At 32.0% G+C, this 18,470-nt stretch carries 19 protein-coding genes; 13 read left to right on the forward strand and 6 right to left on the reverse strand.

Going from position 1 to position 18,470, the window contains the following annotated elements; all coding sequences use genetic code 11:
• Positions 1–16 precede the first annotated feature (16 nt).
• The 7 genes from NH26_RS13580 (at position 17) to NH26_RS13610 (ending at position 4,571) form a co-directional block, all read left to right on the forward strand.
• Positions 17–799, forward strand: coding sequence for a HipA family kinase (locus tag NH26_RS13580; RefSeq protein WP_044226088.1), 783 nt, complete (start codon positions 17–19; stop codon positions 797–799).
• Positions 786–1,169 (forward strand): DUF3037 domain-containing protein, encoded by a 384-nt coding sequence (locus tag NH26_RS13585; protein WP_044226086.1) that lies wholly within the window; start codon positions 786–788, stop codon positions 1,167–1,169. Before NH26_RS13580 ends, NH26_RS13585 begins: the two co-directional genes overlap by 14 nt.
• A gap of 125 nt (positions 1,170–1,294) precedes the next feature.
• The gene (locus NH26_RS13590; protein ID WP_044226082.1) at positions 1,295–1,732 is read left to right on the forward strand and encodes a hypothetical protein; all 438 of its coding nucleotides are present in this window, start codon (positions 1,295–1,297) and stop codon (positions 1,730–1,732) included.
• Positions 1,733–1,916: 184 nt separating this feature from the next.
• A complete protein-coding gene (locus tag NH26_RS13595; protein WP_044226079.1) occupies positions 1,917–2,735 on the forward strand; it encodes an ABC transporter ATP-binding protein in 819 nt (272 codons plus the stop codon).
• Between the two features lies 1 nt (position 2,736).
• The gene (locus NH26_RS13600; RefSeq protein WP_044226076.1) at positions 2,737–3,549 is read left to right on the forward strand and encodes a hypothetical protein; all 813 of its coding nucleotides are present in this window, start codon (positions 2,737–2,739) and stop codon (positions 3,547–3,549) included.
• Complete coding sequence (locus tag NH26_RS13605; RefSeq protein ID WP_044226073.1) at positions 3,539–3,907, forward strand: GntR family transcriptional regulator; 369 nt, start codon at positions 3,539–3,541, stop codon at positions 3,905–3,907. The genes NH26_RS13600 and NH26_RS13605 overlap by 11 nt, the downstream gene beginning before the upstream one ends.
• A complete protein-coding gene (locus NH26_RS13610) occupies positions 3,894–4,571 on the forward strand; it encodes a hypothetical protein (protein WP_044226070.1) in 678 nt (225 codons plus the stop codon). The genes NH26_RS13605 and NH26_RS13610 overlap by 14 nt, the downstream gene beginning before the upstream one ends.
• Before the next feature lie 113 nt (positions 4,572–4,684).
• On the opposite strand, the gene NH26_RS13615 is transcribed toward NH26_RS13610, so the two are convergent.
• Positions 4,685–5,623, reverse strand: a complete 939-nt coding sequence (locus NH26_RS13615) for a glycosyltransferase family 9 protein (protein WP_044226065.1) — start codon at positions 5,621–5,623, stop codon at positions 4,685–4,687.
• 175 nt (positions 5,624–5,798) lie between these two features.
• Between NH26_RS13615 and NH26_RS13620 the strand changes: the two genes are divergently transcribed.
• Positions 5,799–6,392 carry a sigma-70 family RNA polymerase sigma factor gene (locus NH26_RS13620; protein ID WP_044226062.1) on the forward strand — a complete coding sequence of 198 codons (594 nt, stop codon included), beginning with the start codon at positions 5,799–5,801 and terminating at the stop codon, positions 6,390–6,392.
• A gap of 66 nt (positions 6,393–6,458) precedes the next feature.
• Entirely contained in the window at positions 6,459–7,028 is a 570-nt protein-coding gene (gmk, locus tag NH26_RS13625) for a guanylate kinase (protein WP_044226059.1), read from the forward strand.
• Positions 7,029–7,089: 61 nt separating this feature from the next.
• Here the strand turns inward: gmk and NH26_RS13630 are convergent, their stop codons facing one another.
• The 5 genes from NH26_RS13630 to NH26_RS13650 form a co-directional block, all read right to left on the reverse strand.
• Positions 7,090–8,190: an MFS transporter gene (locus NH26_RS13630; protein WP_139263057.1), complete on the reverse strand. Its 1,101-nt coding sequence runs from the start codon at positions 8,188–8,190 to the stop codon at positions 7,090–7,092.
• A 19-nt stretch (positions 8,191–8,209) separates the two neighbouring features.
• On the reverse strand, positions 8,210–8,647 hold the full coding sequence (locus NH26_RS13635) for a heme-binding protein (RefSeq protein WP_044226053.1): 438 nt from the start codon (positions 8,645–8,647) through the stop codon (positions 8,210–8,212).
• A gap of 7 nt (positions 8,648–8,654) precedes the next feature.
• Positions 8,655–12,026, reverse strand: coding sequence for a cyclic nucleotide-binding domain-containing protein (locus tag NH26_RS25060; RefSeq protein ID WP_052432134.1), 3,372 nt, complete (start codon positions 12,024–12,026; stop codon positions 8,655–8,657).
• A 217-nt stretch (positions 12,027–12,243) separates the two neighbouring features.
• A complete protein-coding gene (gene rho / locus NH26_RS13645) occupies positions 12,244–13,986 on the reverse strand; it encodes a transcription termination factor Rho (RefSeq protein WP_044226050.1) in 1,743 nt (580 codons plus the stop codon).
• 189 nt (positions 13,987–14,175) lie between these two features.
• The gene (locus tag NH26_RS13650; RefSeq protein WP_044226047.1) at positions 14,176–15,522 is read right to left on the reverse strand and encodes a neutral/alkaline non-lysosomal ceramidase N-terminal domain-containing protein; all 1,347 of its coding nucleotides are present in this window, start codon (positions 15,520–15,522) and stop codon (positions 14,176–14,178) included.
• 275 nt (positions 15,523–15,797) lie between these two features.
• Between NH26_RS13650 and NH26_RS13655 the strand changes: the two genes are divergently transcribed.
• The 4 genes from NH26_RS13655 (at position 15,798) to NH26_RS13670 (ending at position 18,354) form a co-directional block, all read left to right on the forward strand.
• Positions 15,798–16,478: a DUF4136 domain-containing protein gene (locus NH26_RS13655; protein ID WP_044226044.1), complete on the forward strand. Its 681-nt coding sequence runs from the start codon at positions 15,798–15,800 to the stop codon at positions 16,476–16,478.
• Positions 16,479–16,504: 26 nt separating this feature from the next.
• On the forward strand, positions 16,505–17,083 hold the full coding sequence (locus NH26_RS13660) for an outer membrane beta-barrel protein (RefSeq protein ID WP_044226039.1): 579 nt from the start codon (positions 16,505–16,507) through the stop codon (positions 17,081–17,083).
• Between the two features lie 70 nt (positions 17,084–17,153).
• Positions 17,154–17,618 carry a hypothetical protein gene (locus NH26_RS13665; RefSeq protein ID WP_071397173.1) on the forward strand — a complete coding sequence of 155 codons (465 nt, stop codon included), beginning with the start codon at positions 17,154–17,156 and terminating at the stop codon, positions 17,616–17,618.
• 160 nt (positions 17,619–17,778) lie between these two features.
• Positions 17,779–18,354 (forward strand): TlpA family protein disulfide reductase, encoded by a 576-nt coding sequence (locus tag NH26_RS13670; RefSeq protein ID WP_044226034.1) that lies wholly within the window; start codon positions 17,779–17,781, stop codon positions 18,352–18,354.
• Positions 18,355–18,470: the final 116 nt, after the last annotated feature.

Below are 18,470 nucleotides of genomic sequence, written 5' to 3' on the forward strand. Positions count from 1 at the left end.
AGAAAATAACCCATTCATGTATAATAAAGAAATTCGATTAGTGAATATGACACGCTACGTCACCCCTCTTCGTGAAGGAGGATCACTTCCTGCAATTGTAGAGTGTGATGATGGTTTCGATTATGTCATAAAATTTAGAGGAGCTGGTCAAGGTGTAAAAGCATTGATTGCTGAATTTATTGGAGGTGAAATGGCAAGGCACTTAGATTTAAATATGCCTGAATTAGTCTTTATCCATCTTGTAGATACATTTAGTAAATCAGAAGGAGATGAAGAAATTCAAGACCTACTTAAATTTTCTGAAGGATTAAATTTAGGGATGAGTTATCTAAGCGGAGCAATTACATATGATCCATTGGTAAGTATAGCCGATCCTCTAGCCGCCTCAAAAGTAGTATTGCTAGATAGTATCATCACAAATATTGATCGTACCCATAGAAATACAAACCTTTTAAATTGGAATAAGGCTTTATGGGTGATTGATCATGGAGCAAGTTTATATTTTCATCATTCTTGGGATGGATGGGAAGAACATGCAAAAAGAAAATTTCCTATGATTAAAGATCATGTTCTTTTAGCTAAAGCAACAAAATTAGAGGAGGCTAAAGAATTTCTAAAGGATAAATTAACACCAGAAATAATAGAAGGAATTGTAAATTTACTGCCCGAAGATTGGTTGATAGATCCTTCAGGAGAAGTAAGTACAGATCAAAAGAGAGAAGTTTATAAAGAATTTCTAAATATCAGAATAAAAAATATTGACGTGTTAACTAAAGAGGCGAAAGATGCAAAAGGATAAATATGTATATGAGTATGCCGTCATTCGCTTTGTACCAAAAGTAGAGCGAGAAGAGTTTATGAATGTTGGAGTGATCTTGTTCTGTAAAAATAGAAAGTATATCCAAATGAAATATCATATAAATGAAGCTCTATTTAAAGCATTTTTACCCGAAATCTCTATCGAAGAGGTGTATAATTATTTAAAAGCATGGGAATTAGTATGTGAAGGTAAAAAAGGTGGAGTGATAGGGGAACAGGATATCCCCAATCGTTTTCGATGGTTAACCGCAACTAGATCTACATTATTACAGTGTGGTAAAGTACACCCTGGAATGTGCGAACAACCAGAAAATATTCTAGAAAGTTTATTTGATAAATATATAGGTTGAAGAGGTATTTAATTATTAATTTTTCTTTTTTTAAAAAAGGATTGAAATTTGATCTTGATAAAAAACATTTTACTAAACATTTTTTCAAAAGCTCAGTTATCTAGCTGACATTAAAACAAATTATTATGAAAAAGTTTTTAATCTACTTCTTACCTCTTCTAGTTATTGGTTTCTTAACATCATGTTCTGAGGATGATGAAAATATGGTACCTACAGAAAATTTACCTGAAATTGAAGTTACAGGTATCGAAGATGGAATGATTACAGGTGCAGTTACTATTAAAGCAACTGCAGAAAATAAAATTGAAAGTTTTGTAATTAACTTAACAGCTTTAAACTTTGGTGATATTGATTTAGCCAAGCAACCTTCTGAATTGACTGCTCCAGTATTTGAATTTTTAGGAGTTAACTATGAAGAAGTTTATGGCGCAACAGAATATGCTGTTACAATTAGTGAAACAGCACTTATTTTATTGCCTGCAGGTAACGGTACTATTCCTGTTACAGTAACTGATCAACAAGGAGGATCAACTACTGTTACTATCGAATATACTAAAGAATAATTTGAATTGAATTACAAAAATTCAGTAAGAAGAGAGGTTATTTTTATAAAATAGTCTCTCTTTTTTTTATGATTAAACTTTACTACGACCCTACTAAATAATTTATTTTTTGGATTATTAATTTTTTTTACACACTTTTATAGTGCACTATATAACTAGTGCACTTAAAACAACTATACATACTATGGTGTCAATTAATAATCTTCAATTTAGTTACTCTAAGAAATCTACTATCATCGACCAACTTAACTTAGAGCTGGAAACAGGTAAAATTGTTGGTCTTCTAGGAAAAAATGGTGCAGGTAAAAGTACCTTTTTCAAACTTCTTAGTGGTTTATTACAACCCGTTAATGGAAGTATTAATATCTTGGAAGAAAACCCTTTTAAGAGAAAGGTCTCTTTTTTATCCAAACTATTTTTGGTTCCAGAAGAGTTTGAACTTCCCCCTATTTCTATTAAAAGTTTTGTGGAAAGTACTTCGGTTTTTTATCCAAGATTTGATAAAGGACTAATGGGTGAGTTATTAGGAAAGTTTGAGTTAAATTCTGAACTCAACTTAAATGATTTGTCTTATGGACAGAAGAAAAAAGTCATAATAGCCTTTGCTTTGGCAACAAAAGCAGAGTTAATTTTAATGGATGAACCTACAAATGGTTTAGACATTCCTTCCAAAGCTATTTTCAGAAAAATCATGGCAGGTCATTTCGAAGAAGACCAATTGATTATGATTTCTACGCATCAAGTAAAAGATATTGATACTATTATCGACCACTTGATTGTATTAGATAAAGGTGGTGTGATTTACAATGAGTCTATTTTTGATTTAACACAGAAATACGATTTTCTTAAGGTACCTCAGATTAAAACGGCTGATACACTTTATGCAGAACAAGTACTTGGAGGTTACAAAACAATAGCTCCAAAACAAGATCAAGAAGATACTCAGGTAGATCTTGAACTCTTCTTTAATGCTTTAATGAACGACTACAAAAAATTTATCTAATATGAATAATCTATTTAATCCTCAAAGATTTGGTCAATATGTTTCTTTAGAATTCACCTTTAATAAGAAATTGATTTACTACGGATTAGGTGCTGTAATATCAATAATTATAGTGGGGATGTATTTAATTCGCGCAGTGAATGATGAACCGATGTCAGAAGGTGATATTGTTGGCCTTTTTGTTTTCGCATATGTTGTACTAGGTACCGTTGTTGTTAACCGAGCATTTAAGGCATTTCGCTCGCAAAAGAAGTTAATAACTTTTCTTACTTTCCCTGTTACACAGTTCGAGAAGTTTTTATTTGAATACTTATCAACAGTACTTGTTGGTGTATTTATTTTGCCTTTTATTTTATTGTTTGCTTATACTTTAGAAGGAGAACTACATCAATTAATTAATCCAGAGATAGGCTATTTAGGTTTAGATTGGATATCGAGTATTAAGAATGAAATTTTTGAAGGTGTTACAAGAGAGGTTCAAATAAAGAAATTAATCGCTGTAATATTTTGCTTGATACCAATTAGTATTATGAACTTGATATTCACAGGAAACTCTGTTTTTTCAAAATGGCCTTTAATAAAATCAATATTATTTGTTGCTGCATTTATTAGTTTTCATGGAGCCTTAGTGTATCTCATTTTTGAGAAAATGGGAGTAGGTGAATATGTAACGAATGATGCTCCCTTGTTCTTCTTTTCGTCGAGTGAAGCGGCTATTATGTTTATTATTTTCTATATGCTTGTTGCTAATGCAGTATTGATTTACAGTAGTTATTTGAAATTGACCGAAAAAGAATTGAAGGATGGAATTTAAAAATACGAAAAGCATCTTTACTCAAATCGGTGATGATGTAAAAGATAAAATAATGGAAGGGGAATATGCAGAAGACGGAAAAATACCTTCTACTAGAGAATTGGCCGGCATTGTAGGTGTTAATCCTAATACTACAATTAAAGCCTATGCCGCTTTGCAACAAGAGGGTATCATTTATACTCAAAGAGGAAAAGGATATTTTGTATGTGTAGGTGCAAAAGATACTATCGTGAATAGTAAGAAATCCGAATTTCTAAATGAAGTTCTTCCTGAAACAGTAGATCATGCCCATAAATTGGGGATCACATTAGACGAATTTCAAAACTACCTAAAAGACTTATACCATGAAGAAAAGTAATATATTATTGATATCAATATTAAGTAGTGTTACCCTTTTTATTATTTCAGGAGCTATTGTTTCTGTTGCAAAAGGAAAGCCCGAAGTAAACAATAATAGTTTTTCAATTAGTACACCAACATTTAATCATGTTTTGATGAACAAAACAAATTATAGTGTCAATGCTAAAACAGGAGAAAAATATGAACTAGTAGTTTGGTTGGAAAAAGGGGAAGAGAAAATTAATCTACCTTTTATCACCAAAGGAGATACATTGATACTATCACCGATTTCTGAAGAGTTGTCATCAAAAATCCGCTTCGTCGAAATGACTATTCCAGCAGAAGAAATGGAATTTGAGTTAAAAGACGCACAGATCGATTTTAATAATTATTCTAATAAGGAATTAAAAATAAAACTTGATCAATCTAGTGTGAATATGTATTCTTATAATGATAATTATATATCTAAGCTGGATATTTCTATCAAAAATAAATCAGATTTTTATTCCAATACTAGTCTCGATCATTTAAACCTATCGATTACTAATTCTAGTTTTACAAATCAAGCAAGTATTAAAGAGGTGATAGGTGAAGCAAGTGATTCTTCAAAAGTGTACATCGAAAGTCCAGGACTAACAAATTTGAAAAAAGATGCTAGTTCTAAAGTAAGATTTGAGTATTAATTAGTGTCAAATTATATATATTCTTGCCCCATCATTTTTATTCAATTTGATGGGGTATTTTCTATAAAATACTTTCGTAGGTATAGCGATAAGAGAAAAAATTAAACAATAGTTTAACTGACTTCTTCAAGTACTGTATTTATTTGAAGTTTCTTCATACACTCACAGGCTTTATCTCCTATACATTTTATGCAAGAAGCATCATTTGTAACCACTTTATTGAGGTCATTATGTAAATAAAAAGTATCAGCAGCTGCAGAAATTATTAAAACATTCACACCCATAGCATAGGCAAAATGAGCCATATCATTATTATAGGTTATAAACTGATCAGCTTTTGAAATTAAAGCCAAAGCTTCTTCTAAGTCTTCAATTTCTGTGTAATCTTTTACAGACGGAGAACGAAACAATTCGGGAGAGGTTAATTTCAGTGCTTTACCTTCCATTTCATTACCAGCCACAATGTAGTTATTTACATATTTCGGCAAAGCTTCAATTAATTCGAAATAACGAATTCCAGGCCATGCTCTATGTTCCTCTTCTCTGTATGGGTAAAAAAGAAAGTTTTTCTCTTCCTTTTTAAATACCCCTCTGAAAAATTGATCTGGAGCATTAATAATATCAGTGGAAGTAAAACAGTCTTTGCTCGGGATTTCTAGTAAGGATATTATTTGAAAGTAAGCATCAAGTAAAGTGGTAGATTTTGATAAATCGATACTATGCGTAAGTCGTCTATTGTATCGCCAAGAATATTTACCCCCTACTCTATATTGTATTTTTTGATCTCTTGCTTGTTTACTTAGTTCGTTATTTTCTGATAAAAGAAGTAGAGCATTAACATCATTAAATAGAAATGAATCAGATATAATTTCAAAAGAATCAATAAATGAAGTAAGATCAGCTATTATTTTCTGCTCTTCAGAACCTAACCAGACAATTTCTAAGTCATTGTTGTATTTTTTAAGGATAGGTAGTATTTGAAGTCCAATACCAAAATCTCTTAAAAAAGAGTTCCCACTTATAACAATTTTCTTTATTCCTTGTACAATCATAATAATATCATTATCAGTACATTACAAAATTAGTGCTTTATGTTGCGCAATTAGTATATTGGAAGTACCTAATTTATAGTGATTACTTTTAATTCCTGTATAACCTTTGTTTAACCCTTTTTCAACTCAAATAAAGGACTACAAAGTTAGTTCTTATTAATTAACTATCATACCTATGAGTGAGACTACTAAAAAGACATTATCTACTGAGGAACGCATGGAGGTTTTTGACCGAGAGTTTGCCCCTCATACTGATTCTATGTACAGTTTTGCCTATCGTTTAACTGGCGACGATGAGGACGCAAAAGATCTAGTGCAAGATACCTACATGAAAGCTTATCGATTTATCGATTCTTTTGAGGAAGGTACTAATGCGAAAGCATGGCTATTTAGAATTCTAAAAAACAGTTTTATAAATGAATATAGAAAGAAAAGTAAAGAACCTTCAAAAATTGATTATCAAGAAGTAGAAACAATCTATAACGGAGAAAAAAATGACCCAAGTGTAATTTCGGGAATGCGTCAGGATAACTCTAAGTACAAAATTGGAGATGAAGTGACGACAGCGTTAAATGCTCTTGCTGTAGATTTTAGAATTGTTATCATTCTATGTGATTTAGAAGGGTTTACTTATGAAGAAATGTCTAAAATATTAGATATTCCTATTGGAACAGTAAGAAGTAGACTACACAGAGCTAGAAATTTACTTAAAGAAAAACTAGAGAGTTACGCAAAAAAGATGGGTTATTCTCAAAAGAAAGCAAACTAAGTGAGTATTAGCAATTATAAGTCATTATCTTTGTGCACTTAAATCAAAAAAATTGCACGTTTTAGCATGAAATCAGGCAAAGTATTTATCTTTTCAGCACCATCAGGATCAGGTAAAACCACCGTCGTTAGACATCTTTTAAGTGTATTTCCAGAATTGACATTTTCAATTTCTGCAACTACACGTAACCCAAGAGGGAAAGAAAAAGATGCTGAAGATTACTACTTCATATCAACAGCTGACTTTAAAAGTCGTATTGACAATGATGAGTTTGTAGAATACGAAGAAGTTTATGAAGGGCTTTATTATGGTACCTTGAAAAGTGAAATCGAAAGAATCTGGAGTCTAGGTAAACACGTAGTTCTAGATGTCGATGTCATTGGAGGCATCAATTTGAAGAAATATTTCAAAGAAAAGGCATTGTCTGTTTTTGTATGTCCACCTAACGTTGAATGTTTAGAAGAACGTTTAAGGAGTCGTGCAACTGATTCAGAAGAAGCAATACAGGTACGAGTAGCAAAAGCGGCAGAAGAAATGCCCTATGGCGATGAGTTCGATGTACGCCTAATCAATGAAGTATTAGAAGAAGCATTACATAATGCTGAAAAGCTTATCACTGATAAGATTGCAGAGTAAAGTAAACTGTAAGAAATAAAATATAAAGAGCGATGTTTATTTAGATAGACATCGCTCTTTTTTATTGGAATAATAAGTTAGACATTTTCGTTACCCATAGGTTGATGATCGCAACTAACCCAAATAAAATTGCATAGTATTTTGGTTGCCCATATTTAGTAAGTAATGATTTTGCTATAGGCACAATTAATACTTCACTTAAGGCAAAGAGAAAGGAGATAGAAATAAATGCTTGTGCAGAAGTGAATTCTGAAAAACTAGTACTTTTTGTATATATCGTCAACAATAAAGACAGAATTAAGACAATTACTCCTATCCAAATTTTATATTTTGATTTAATAATTAGGAAACTAAAAACAATGAAAGCTACTACATAAAGTATGTTAGAAAAAGTGGTTCCAATCTGAGTAATTTGCTGGGTATCGTAAATATTTACTGCTGCGGAACGTAAATTTTCTAAAGCATAGTAAGAATACTCAAAGGATAACCAAAATAGACCACTCACAATTAATAGAGCATTGATAATAAGTACTCTTTTTAATAGACTTCCTTTAGTTGTGTTTGTTGGTTCTTTATTACTATTTTTTGATTTATAAATAGGTAGAATTGATATCAAAATGAATAATGCAGAAAGTATAAAACAAACAGTGTGTCCATAAGAATCAGCAATACTTCCGATAATAAAAACACCTAAAAATGCTCCAATGTTAGTAACTATAGCTATGCCTAAAAAAGCAGAGTCCATAAACTTAGAGTTGTCTAAAAATGATTTACTGTAATTACTATAAAAATTAGGAAGGTATAAACCATTACCAATACAGAAAAGCAATAGACCAAGATATAAACTTGTTATGCTATTTAGACACAATAATGAAATCCCAATCACTTGAAGAAGGCCACCAAGAATAATAGCCTTTTTATTACCAATTAGTATGTCACCTAAGAATCCACCGATGAGCTGAGAAGCAAAAATACCAACAGTGAAGCTGCCATATATTTCATAAGCCTCCGCTCGAGATAAATTCATGGTTTCACCAATCATGAAAAAAATAAATATAGACCTAAATCCATAATAACCTAGCTTATTAAAAAGTATGGATAGACCGTATTTAATACTTACTTTAATATTTTTACTGTCTGTAATAGTTGCTGAAGTATTCAATTGAATAATAGTTTTATAATTAAAAAGTTGTTTTCATTGCTTCTAGAATCAAAAAGTGATCTTCTTCATCAGATAAGCCAGATACAGTAATTGTTGCAACCATACCTGCATTTTCAACAAAAATAGGAATACTACCACCTTTGGCTAAATATTGATCTTCATCTAAAGCAAAGGTTTCTTTTAAGGACATATTCCCATTTATTAAATCATGTTTCACACTAAGAGAGCTTTCTTCAAAGTGTTTCGCGACATTGGCTTTTCTTTTGATCCAAAGATGTTTATCTGCAGGTAGATCATTATCTATATATGTAAAAATAATATGATTTAATCGTTCTACCTGAATAGCAACCTGTTGGTTTCTTTGTTTAGCGAGATCATGAATTTTTAAACCAATCTCTAATCCTAAACGGTTATCGAATTGACTTAAGGTTATTTTTCGAAGAATGTTTGTGTTCATCGTTTATTTATATCTTCTCTTTAGTGAAAGAAGAAGACTTCTCATTTTTACGAATTCTTTGTCCTAAAACTTTCATAATACCAACCATCAAACTTCTTCTGTATCCCATTAAAGCAAGGAAATCATCTTGTTCAATTTTTAAAAGAACAGAATCTTTAGTTGTGGTGGCTGATAAAGTTCTTGGTGATGAGTCTAAAATACTTAAATCACCAAAAAAGTCTCTATTGATTAGAACGGAATAAGTAGAAACGCCATCATGAAGTCTAACTTCTCCTTCATAAATGATATACATTTCTCGACTTTCCTCTCCCTTACGGAAAATGCTTGTATCTCTTTGTACTCTTATCTCGTGAGTGATACTAGCAATATCTACCAAGACATGTTCAGGAACTTCTCTGAATAAATTAGTAGACTTTAATAATATCACTTTCTCTAGTTCTAATAGAGGTTTTGTTCCTTCACTTAAAATACCCATAATCAATTCTTTTTTCTCTTCAGACACCAACTCATCCAATGTTTTTTCTATGGGAAGATCTTGGTAATCTAATATTCTTTTTAACCCTATTGCTGCGGGTTCTATCAATCTTAGTTCATCTTTATTTAAAATCTGACCAATAAACTTTATTAAACTTGGAGACATAGAATCTCGAACACTTATTAAAGCAGTAATTTTTGTCCAAGTATTAAATAAAGGTCTGTTATAGGAGAATGGTCTGATTATACCCAAAGTGATACTCAAAGTATCCACTAGGTTAGCTGAATAGTAATCTCCTAATTTTTGCATTTTTACCTCAAGATTATAGTAGCCAAGTACAATCATTAATTTTTGATAAATGGATTGAGGTAGAGATCTCCATAGGTTTTTTTCTGTTTCAGCATTACGCATCATACTATCTAGAGAGGTGTTTCTATCCAACTCTACTAATTGCTCTTTACTGTATAGTTGAGCTTCAAACCCTGCCACTAAAAACCCTTGGATTATTCTTATTTTTTGTTCAATGAGTAGAAGTTCATCTTCTAATGCTTTGATCATGAGTTGACGAATGGGCTTTTCATGATTGAGAACAAAAATAGCATTACAAACCCAGTAGTAATTTGAAAAGAAACGTTCTAGAAGTTTGAACATTAGATCGAAATCACTTTTAGCTTCTGGTGTATATTTCAGTCTCTTTAAAGCATTATATGCAGCCATTCTCATTAATGGCCAAGGGTATTCTACCAATTGCCATAAGATCTCAAACGACTTTGGAGATTTAATTTTACCCATCACTTTACAAAGTGTTATTAAGTAAATATCCTCTCTTCTTTTATTTACGAACAATTCATTTTCAATAACACTGAGACAATCTTCACCATAATTAATTAATGATCGAAGTATAGTATCATTAAATTTATTGTCTTTTAAAAGTGAAATTAAGATGGGAATATGCATCGGACTCTTAACGATACTAGTAATCTTTATTCCTGCTTTTATTCTTATTTTATTATCACTTAATAATGCATCAAGAATATATGGTTCGCTATCTTTTGGTGATGTTTTAGCTAATACTTCCAACGCTAACATTGCTTGGAAAACATCATCAGAATCAATCGTATTTTTAATATAATTGAGGGCAATATCCCTCATGTCGTCATCTTTTGATGATAATAAACCATACAAAGCACCTTTTCTTACTTCTGTATCTTTATGGTCTATCAAATCAATGATTTCCTTGATAAAATCAGGTTGATATTTACATGTAACTACAATGGCTTTTTTTCTTACTAAAGGATCTAGTTCTTCTTTAGCCAATGAAGTAATAGCATCCTGAATACGATCTGTCATGTTATTTTCTCCGAATTCGATAGAGAAATAACGAATAGCAGCATCAGGGTGCCTTAACATGTGTAAAACTATTGTTTCATTTTTCTTTGGGTTGATAATCGTATTTGCTTCTAAGGCATAAATAATGTCCTCAGGCATTTTCGACATCAACTTAGAGTTAAGCAAACGGTTCACTTCTTTATCATGAGTAGCTATTTCATAACTTTCCATATCTCTCAATAAAAAAGCACGTCGTAAAATAACACGGTAGTCTCTTGAGACAAACCTCGCCATAAACCACCAACAGAAGAGTAAACCAATTAAAAGCCAAACAATGATTGAACTACTTTCTTTTTGAGTACTATCTGCATCCAAAGCCCATAATAAAATACCAGATACAAGTAATCCGGTAGCACCGAAAAAGCCCCTAATTATTCCATAAGAAAATCCACGATGTTTTCGTTTAATAGGACGTAACAAAGAAGATTGAACAGTTGAGAAAATAATATTTCTAGTAAAAATAAATGCAATCGCAATTAATGCTAGAAGTAAAGGAATTTCTGTTGGGTGTAATCTTAATAATAAATATGTAATGACTATAAATACAAAGAGAATAATAGGCGGTATAAGGAGCAGTTTTTTTATACCTATATCTTGTAATTTTCTTGTAGAGAAATAAGGTTGAACAATAGATACAACAGCATAACCAATAATAAGTAATAAACTTAAAACCATAATCCCCTTCTTAGGGCTGTAAACGGTCATTCTTAAGTCAATCATAAAAAAGAATTCTATGATAGCCCATACACATGAAATACTTAAAGTAAGTATTCCTATCTTAAAAATATAAGGATTAGTAATACCAAAAATCCAAAAACTCTCTGGGGTATACTTTCTCGAAGGCCGAGTAATATCTTGATGATATCCTTTTAAATGTTCTTCACTATTTTTTGAGGTGAAAATTTGCCAAACACTCCATCCACTAAACAATGAGAATATTAATCCTATAAATGCAATAGAAGAATGGCTGAAAATTTTACTGAAAACCACTACGAAAATAAAGCCTGCCAATTTAGAAAAAAGCTTTAAGGATTTGGCTCTCTCAAAGTATTTCCGATTTTCAATTGATGTAAATGTATTCTCTGTTACTGACCAATAAGTACAATCCTCTAGAAAAATGATAATTTTTACAGACATCACTAATAAAATGATACTTAAAAAATCATGATCTCCAAAGCTTAAATACCAAATAAGTAGTTGAAATATCAGTTTTAAAACAGCATAAAAAGCATTGAGATGTTCTTGTCTCATACGCCTTTCTAAGTAAGCTGTAATTCTAGCCATTGCCATGATACTTATACCCGAGAATATAAAAATATATGGTAAAGTATCTACAGCTCTCTCTTTGAATAAGTAATAGTAAGCAGTAGAAAAAGCAATAGCTACAGAAGCACCTTCAAAAGCAAAAAAGAAGATTAACCACGTAGGGTTGTTCTTACTTAATACCTGAAAGAGTTTTGTAATGATGCTTTTTTCAGGTAAGTAATAATATATTTTGGAAGCAATAATGTTCATTTATATCAACTGAACTGTAAAAAATATTGGTCTTCAAATTTGAATAGTGTGTTGAGATCAAGAGTATGTTTAAGAACATATATAGAAAAGAAAGTAAAAGGATACTTTGTTATCCTAAACCAGAACATTTCTTGATTTCAAGAATAAAGTTAAGGTAAGAAAAAAGCCGAAGTAATTAAAACAATCACTTCGGCTTTTATTATGAATTTTGGGAAATCTATTTGTTCATCGAGATTAAGAAATCTTCGTTAGAACGTGTTCCTCTCATATTGCCTTGTAAGAATTCCATGGCTTCTGCAGATTTCATATCAGACATCATTCTACGCATAATCCATACACGTTGTAATGTATCTTTGTCCATCAACATATCTTCTCTACGAGTACCAGACATCGGAATATCAATAGCAGGGTAAACACGTTTGTTGGCTAATTTTCTATCCAACTGAAGTTCCATGTTACCTGTACCTTTGAATTCTTCAAAAATAACTTCATCCATTTTTGAACCAGTATCGATTAATGCAGTAGAGATAATTGTTAAAGAACCTCCATTTTCTACATTACGAGCTGCACCAAAGAATCTTTTTGGTTTGTGAAGTGCATTCGCATCTACACCACCAGAAAGAATTTTACCCGAAGAAGGAGCAACAGTATTGTAAGCTCTTGCTAAACGAGTAATTGAGTCTAGTAGAATCACAACATCGTGTGAACATTCTACCATACGCTTTGCTTTTTCTAAAACTAAAGAAGAAACTTTTACATGTTTATCTGCAGTTTCATCAAAAGTTGAAGCAATTACTTCAGCATTTACACTTCTCTGCATGTCAGTTACTTCTTCAGGACGTTCGTCAATAAGAAGAATAATTAAATAACATTCAGGGTGATTTTGTGCAATTGCATTAGCTACCTCTTTTAGTAAAACAGTTTTACCTGTTTTAGGTTGTGCTACGATCATACCACGTTGGCCTTTTCCGATAGGAGCAAAAAGGTCAAGAATACGAGTAGAATAAATTTGAGGCTTAGTAGATAAGTGTAATTGATCTTGAGGGAAAAGTGGTGTTAAGTATTCAAAAGGAATACGGTCACGAATCTCATCAGTAGTTTTACCATTTACAGTATCTACTTTTAGTAGTGCAAAGTACTTTTCGCCATCTTTTGGAGGACGAATATTTCCTTTAACCGTATCACCTGTCTTTAAACCAAATAACTTGATTTGAGAAGGGGATACATATATATCATCAGGACCAGCTAGATAATTATAATCTGATGATCTAAGGAAGCCAAAGCCATCTGACATAATTTCTAAAACACCTTCACTATCAATGACACCATCAAAATCTTTTACAGATATTTTAGGAAGTTCTTTTTGAGGTTCTTGTGCTTTTTGTTGTGTCGCTGTTTCTTTTTCTTGTTCTAAAGTTGGTAATCCTTGTTTGTTGTCATCATCCAAGAACATATCAAAATCAGGTAAATCATCGAATGCGTCGATTCCTAAATCGATTTCTTCCATAGACATGATATCATCATGTGTTACCTGAACATGTTTATTTCCTTGTTGATTACCTTGGTTACCCTTTTTCTTTTTCTTACCGCCTTTTTGTTGTGCTGCCGGAGATTGTCTTTTGACATTCTCACGTTTTACTCTTTGTGCAGGTTGACCTTGTTGAGGTTTGTTGCGTCGAGTTAATCTTTTTTCAGGAGCTTTTTCTGACGGGGTTGATTGAGCAGTATTTGGAGTAGTCTCTTTATCGTTAGAGGCAGGGGTTGCTGGTTTTCTTGAGGAAGGATTAGGCACATCGCTTTTTCTCGGAGAAGGTTTCTCCGAAGAAGCATTGGCATTTTGCTCAATTCTTTCAATTAACTCTTTCTTGCGAAGGTTACTGAAATTTTTCATGCCAAGACCCTCTGCAATATCCTTTAATTCGGATAGCAATCTAGCCTCTAGTAGCTTTCTTGTATACATAAAAATATATGATGACAGTTTTGCGCTGTCGCGTATTGAAAATACTTATTAAGAAGAAATTATAAAAATAAGGTGTGAGATATGAAGCTATCTTCTTTTATAGTCGTTACCAAAAGGAATAGGTAAATGGACTTTCTTTATTTTATAAAGCTAATTTAAGTCAATATTATTCACAAGACAAATGAAAATTTAATTTTCTATCAATTCTTTAATAATATCACCAAAATATGCCCCATATTCAGGCCCAACCCAGTTCATTTCTCTAATTTCGAAATTGGCAAGTGTATCATAATAGGCATCACATGTGATATATCCAACATAATTTCCATTAAAGCTAGTCATCATAAAGTGCTCTTTTTTAGCATTTGCAATTTCATCATACTTATAATCGATAGCAATTTCTCCAGAAATATCTGAGGGAGCTGCAAACCAATTGATGCCTCCTATTTTAAATAAAGTGATATCTCCTTCTAATCCTCCTGATGCAGATTTAAATACCCAATCTCTAACTTTAAGATGTTTTTCTATTCTTACTTGTGAAGGACGAAAGTGTATAGGTGTTTTTTCTATTATAGTACTAACAATACTTTCAGTTGGTGTAGTATCCCAAATGTTCAATATTGAATCAGATAAAACTTTACCCATATTCTCTAATTTAGAAAAGCAGTCCTTATTATTATTAGGGTTGGCAGGGCCATGGCTTGCTACCATTCCAGCACAAAAAGCTGCAAAATCTATTTTATCAGATTTTTCTAAGTTTTTAACCCAAGCTCCTGGGTAATCACGAGAAAGAATCCAATAGTTCATTTCAATATTAGTTGGATGAGCATTGTAGGTTACAATAGCAGCACTCTTATTATCTACTCTATTTATCTTTATTCCACGAATCGAGTTTTCTTTTCGTCCATTATGTACAATTCGATTGGTTACCCATTCTGGGGATTGTGAATAGAGAAACCCAATACTTCCTTTCACTTTATTCTTTCTAGCATCTTTTAATGCTTCAAAAGCGGCATTTGTTATTTTCTGAGTGGCTTCTTCTGAATATTTTCCCATGGCAACATTTCCTAAAAGACTAGGATCAAAGCCTCCCATGCCATTGTGAGTATGGGTAGCAGAATACATAATGTCATTACCTGTTAGCCCTATGGTCTTTAATTTCTCTTCTAATCTTTTTCTAACTTCAATTGGGAAAATCATTAAGTCTAATGTTAAAACAAAAGTTTCCCTAACCCCATCATCAAATGCAAAAGCACGAGCGTATAAAGAATCTCTTACCATTCTGTAAGGAGCTCTAAATCCATAACCTGCCACAGCCAATGGCACACCTTTAGGTATTATGCACTGTGCAGACCAACCAATCTTTAATGTATCAACAGCATCTACCGATTTTTGAATTTTCTTAATGGTTTGATGTGTATTTTCTAAAGTTGTTTTGTATTCTTTTGTTGTATGAATCGGAGTACGATCAATTCTACCAATTAGCACTAACGCAATGGTGATGATAATGGCAATCGTAATTAATATTTTTTTCACTTAAGAAAGGCTTATCTAGAGTTGGTGAAAGGAAAGAATGGTGAATAACTATATACCTAATTTAAAGAAAAATATGCCCTTTTAGTTAAATACCATTGATATTTTCAAATGTACAGAAATAATTATTTTCAATACTGTTTTGTATCACAAATTTATGATACAACGAAGAATAGAATTTTTTTCAGAAAATATTTTATCAATGTATTCTGAATTGATAAAATTAGATATATATTTGCGAATATTAACATTTACTACAAAAAACTCATTTTTTAATCATGAAAACGCTTATTTTAAAAGTAACAGCATTTGTATTTGCTGTTGCAATTCTACAAAGCTGTTATCCGGGAGGAGCTGAGTATACAAGTGATTTAGATATTGCTGTATCACAGTTTTCTTCAAAAGAAGACTTAAACAGTTATGAAACCTACTATTTAGTAGAAGATTCAATGGCCATTGTGGGTATTGGAACTGACAATGTACTTTCTGATGCAGAACAACAAGTTGTGATCAGAAGAACAGATAGTTTACTTCAAAACCAATTAGGTTTAACTAAAGTAACAGATCCTACTCAAGAAAATCCAACTCATCTGTTTATTCAGCTTTCACAAATTGCAATTCAGGCTACAGGTGTATCTTGGCAACCTCCATATTGGCCAGGTTACCCAGGTTACCCAGGATGGGGTTACCCAGGTTATCCAGGCTACCCAGGTTACCCAGGGTATGGTGGAGGATATTCGTATTACTCTTATAGTAATGGTACTATTCTTATTGATTTTGTTGACGTAAGCAAAACTATTGCTGAAAACGAAGGCAAGGAAGATTATAATTTAATTCTTGGATGGCAAGGTGGTTTGAATTCTGTATTGTCTAGAGCAAACAGTGTTCAATTAATCAACGAAGGAATTGAAGTATTGTTTGATCAATACAAAGCCGCAAAAGCAGGAACTGAGAACTAAGAAATCATTATCAAAAAGAAATTATCATGAAAAAATTTATAGTATCCTTAATTTTTGCATTAGTAGGATATACAGCTTCAGCACAAACAGAATTTATGATCACTTACCAAATGGGTATGCCTGTAGGTGAAACAAGTGATTATATTGGCGCTTTTAGCGGTAGAGGTATGGGTCTTGAATGGAGACATCATTTAACTACTACACCTGTTTCTTTCGGTTTCTCTGTAAACTGGAATGTTTTATATGAAAAAACAGAAGATCGTTACATCGGAGACGGTGTTATTGCAGACGGTAAACAATATCGTAATATGAACATTGTTCCAATTTTGGCACATGCTCATTATTACTTTAATCAAGATGGTATCATGAATCCATACATAGGTGTTGGTGTAGGTACATACTACATTAATCAAAGAACCGAGTTTGGTCAATGGGCTATTATTGAAAAGAACTGGCACTTTGGATTAGCTCCTGAGATAGGTGTAATCGCAGACGTAAGCTCTTCTTTAAATATGCTGTTTAGTGTAAGATATAATCATGCATTCAAAGCAGGAAACTCAACAGACCATTCTTATGTTGGATTCAACATTGGTTTAGTTTACTAATTAATTAAAAGAACATATAGATCATCCTGAGACTTTCAAACATAGTATCAGGATGTATTTTTTTGATATTATGAAAAAGTTAATCACCCTTATTACTCTAGTATTTGTTGCTTCTTTCGCAACTCAAGCTCAAAATGTTGATGCTGAAACGATCAAAACGGTAATCAAAACAGAAAAAAGAATTTTCTTTACTGAAAATATGAACCTTTCTTTAGACGAGGCTGGTACGTTTTGGGAGTTATATGATGCTTATGAATTAGAGTCATCAGAATTGGTTAGAGAAAGAACGGCCTTATTCAAAGAGTTGATTAATGACACAGATGGCATTACTGACGAGGAAGCTACTCAGATAGTAGATAATACGTTAGCCATTCAAGCAAAAAATTTGAAGTTAAAGAAAAAGCACATCAAATTGATGAAGAAAAAGCTTTCTCCTAAAACAGTGGCTCGTTTTGTTCAATTAAATGAGTTAGTGAATAACTTCTTGAAGACTCAGATTTTAGCAGAGCTACCAATTATTACTCAAGATAAATAGTAAGATTTCAATTCTTCTATTTTTATTGTGTAATAAAAATCACATTGGATATATTGTTAACCCCTACTTTTGTAGGGGTTTTTTTTATTGCTCAAATTGTCAGTGATAAACATATTCAACCACTAAATAAGCATAACTCATTCTATTAATTAAAAATCATATGAAAGAGAAAGTGATAAAAGAGTTGAAGTCTTGGGGTGTTATTCTAATCATTTTTGGAGGACTTTACATAACAGGTTTACATACAGAAGTATTTGGGTTTCTTCAAAGAATATTAGTATCCACAGGAATTGTGAATGCGGATACTGAAGTAGAACACCTTGGTTATACAGATTATAAATGGCAGGTGGCAGAATTTAAGTCTGGAGAAAAAATCAACTTTGATGAATTTAAAGGAAAAACGGTGTTTTTAAATATATGGGCTTCTTGGTGTCCACCTTGTATTGCAGAGATGCCGAGCATAGAAGGGTTGTATCAAAAACTAAAAGATAAAGATGATGTAGTTTTTGTAATATTGAATGTTGATGAAGATAAAAGTAAAGCAGAGAAATTTCTAAAAAGAAAGGATTTTTCATTTCCAGTTTACAGTAGAAATGCACCTACTCCACCCATTTTCCAAAGTCGAAGTATTCCAACGACTTTTGTGATCAATAAAGAAGGAGAAATTATTTTTAAACATACGGGGTTAGCGAATTACGATACTGATGATTTTGTCAAGATGCTGTCATCTAATTGAGTTTATTTCACTTATTTGAAATTATTCATAAAACTAATAGGGCAAAAGGTATGACTTTAGTAACTTTTATCTATATTTGCAAGTTGCATGTAAAATATATTCTTTTAATTGCGAAA

The organism is Flammeovirga pacifica, assembly GCF_000807855.2.
Classification (GTDB): Bacteria; Bacteroidota; Bacteroidia; order Cytophagales; family Flammeovirgaceae; genus Flammeovirga; species Flammeovirga pacifica.

Coding starts and splice junctions, on each gene's coding strand:
- NH26_RS13580 (WP_044226088.1), top strand. CDS start 17: ATGTATAATAAAGAAATTCGATTAGTGAATATGACACGCTACGTCACC.
- NH26_RS13585 (WP_044226086.1), top strand. CDS start 786: ATGCAAAAGGATAAATATGTATATGAGTATGCCGTCATTCGCTTTGTA.
- NH26_RS13590 (WP_044226082.1), top strand. CDS start 1,295: ATGAAAAAGTTTTTAATCTACTTCTTACCTCTTCTAGTTATTGGTTTC.
- NH26_RS13595 (WP_044226079.1), top strand. CDS start 1,917: ATGGTGTCAATTAATAATCTTCAATTTAGTTACTCTAAGAAATCTACT.
- NH26_RS13600 (WP_044226076.1), top strand. CDS start 2,737: ATGAATAATCTATTTAATCCTCAAAGATTTGGTCAATATGTTTCTTTA.
- NH26_RS13605 (WP_044226073.1), top strand. CDS start 3,539: ATGGAATTTAAAAATACGAAAAGCATCTTTACTCAAATCGGTGATGAT.
- NH26_RS13610 (WP_044226070.1), top strand. CDS start 3,894: ATGAAGAAAAGTAATATATTATTGATATCAATATTAAGTAGTGTTACC.
- NH26_RS13615 (WP_044226065.1), bottom strand. CDS start 5,623: ATGATTGTACAAGGAATAAAGAAAATTGTTATAAGTGGGAACTCTTTT.
- NH26_RS13620 (WP_044226062.1), top strand. CDS start 5,799: ATGAGTGAGACTACTAAAAAGACATTATCTACTGAGGAACGCATGGAG.
- gmk (WP_044226059.1), top strand. CDS start 6,459: ATGAAATCAGGCAAAGTATTTATCTTTTCAGCACCATCAGGATCAGGT.
- NH26_RS13635 (WP_044226053.1), bottom strand. CDS start 8,647: ATGAACACAAACATTCTTCGAAAAATAACCTTAAGTCAATTCGATAAC.
- NH26_RS25060 (WP_052432134.1), bottom strand. CDS start 12,026: ATGAACATTATTGCTTCCAAAATATATTATTACTTACCTGAAAAAAGC.
- rho (WP_044226050.1), bottom strand. CDS start 13,986: ATGTATACAAGAAAGCTACTAGAGGCTAGATTGCTATCCGAATTAAAG.
- NH26_RS13655 (WP_044226044.1), top strand. CDS start 15,798: ATGAAAACGCTTATTTTAAAAGTAACAGCATTTGTATTTGCTGTTGCA.
- NH26_RS13660 (WP_044226039.1), top strand. CDS start 16,505: ATGAAAAAATTTATAGTATCCTTAATTTTTGCATTAGTAGGATATACA.
- NH26_RS13665 (WP_071397173.1), top strand. CDS start 17,154: ATGAAAAAGTTAATCACCCTTATTACTCTAGTATTTGTTGCTTCTTTC.
- NH26_RS13670 (WP_044226034.1), top strand. CDS start 17,779: ATGAAAGAGAAAGTGATAAAAGAGTTGAAGTCTTGGGGTGTTATTCTA.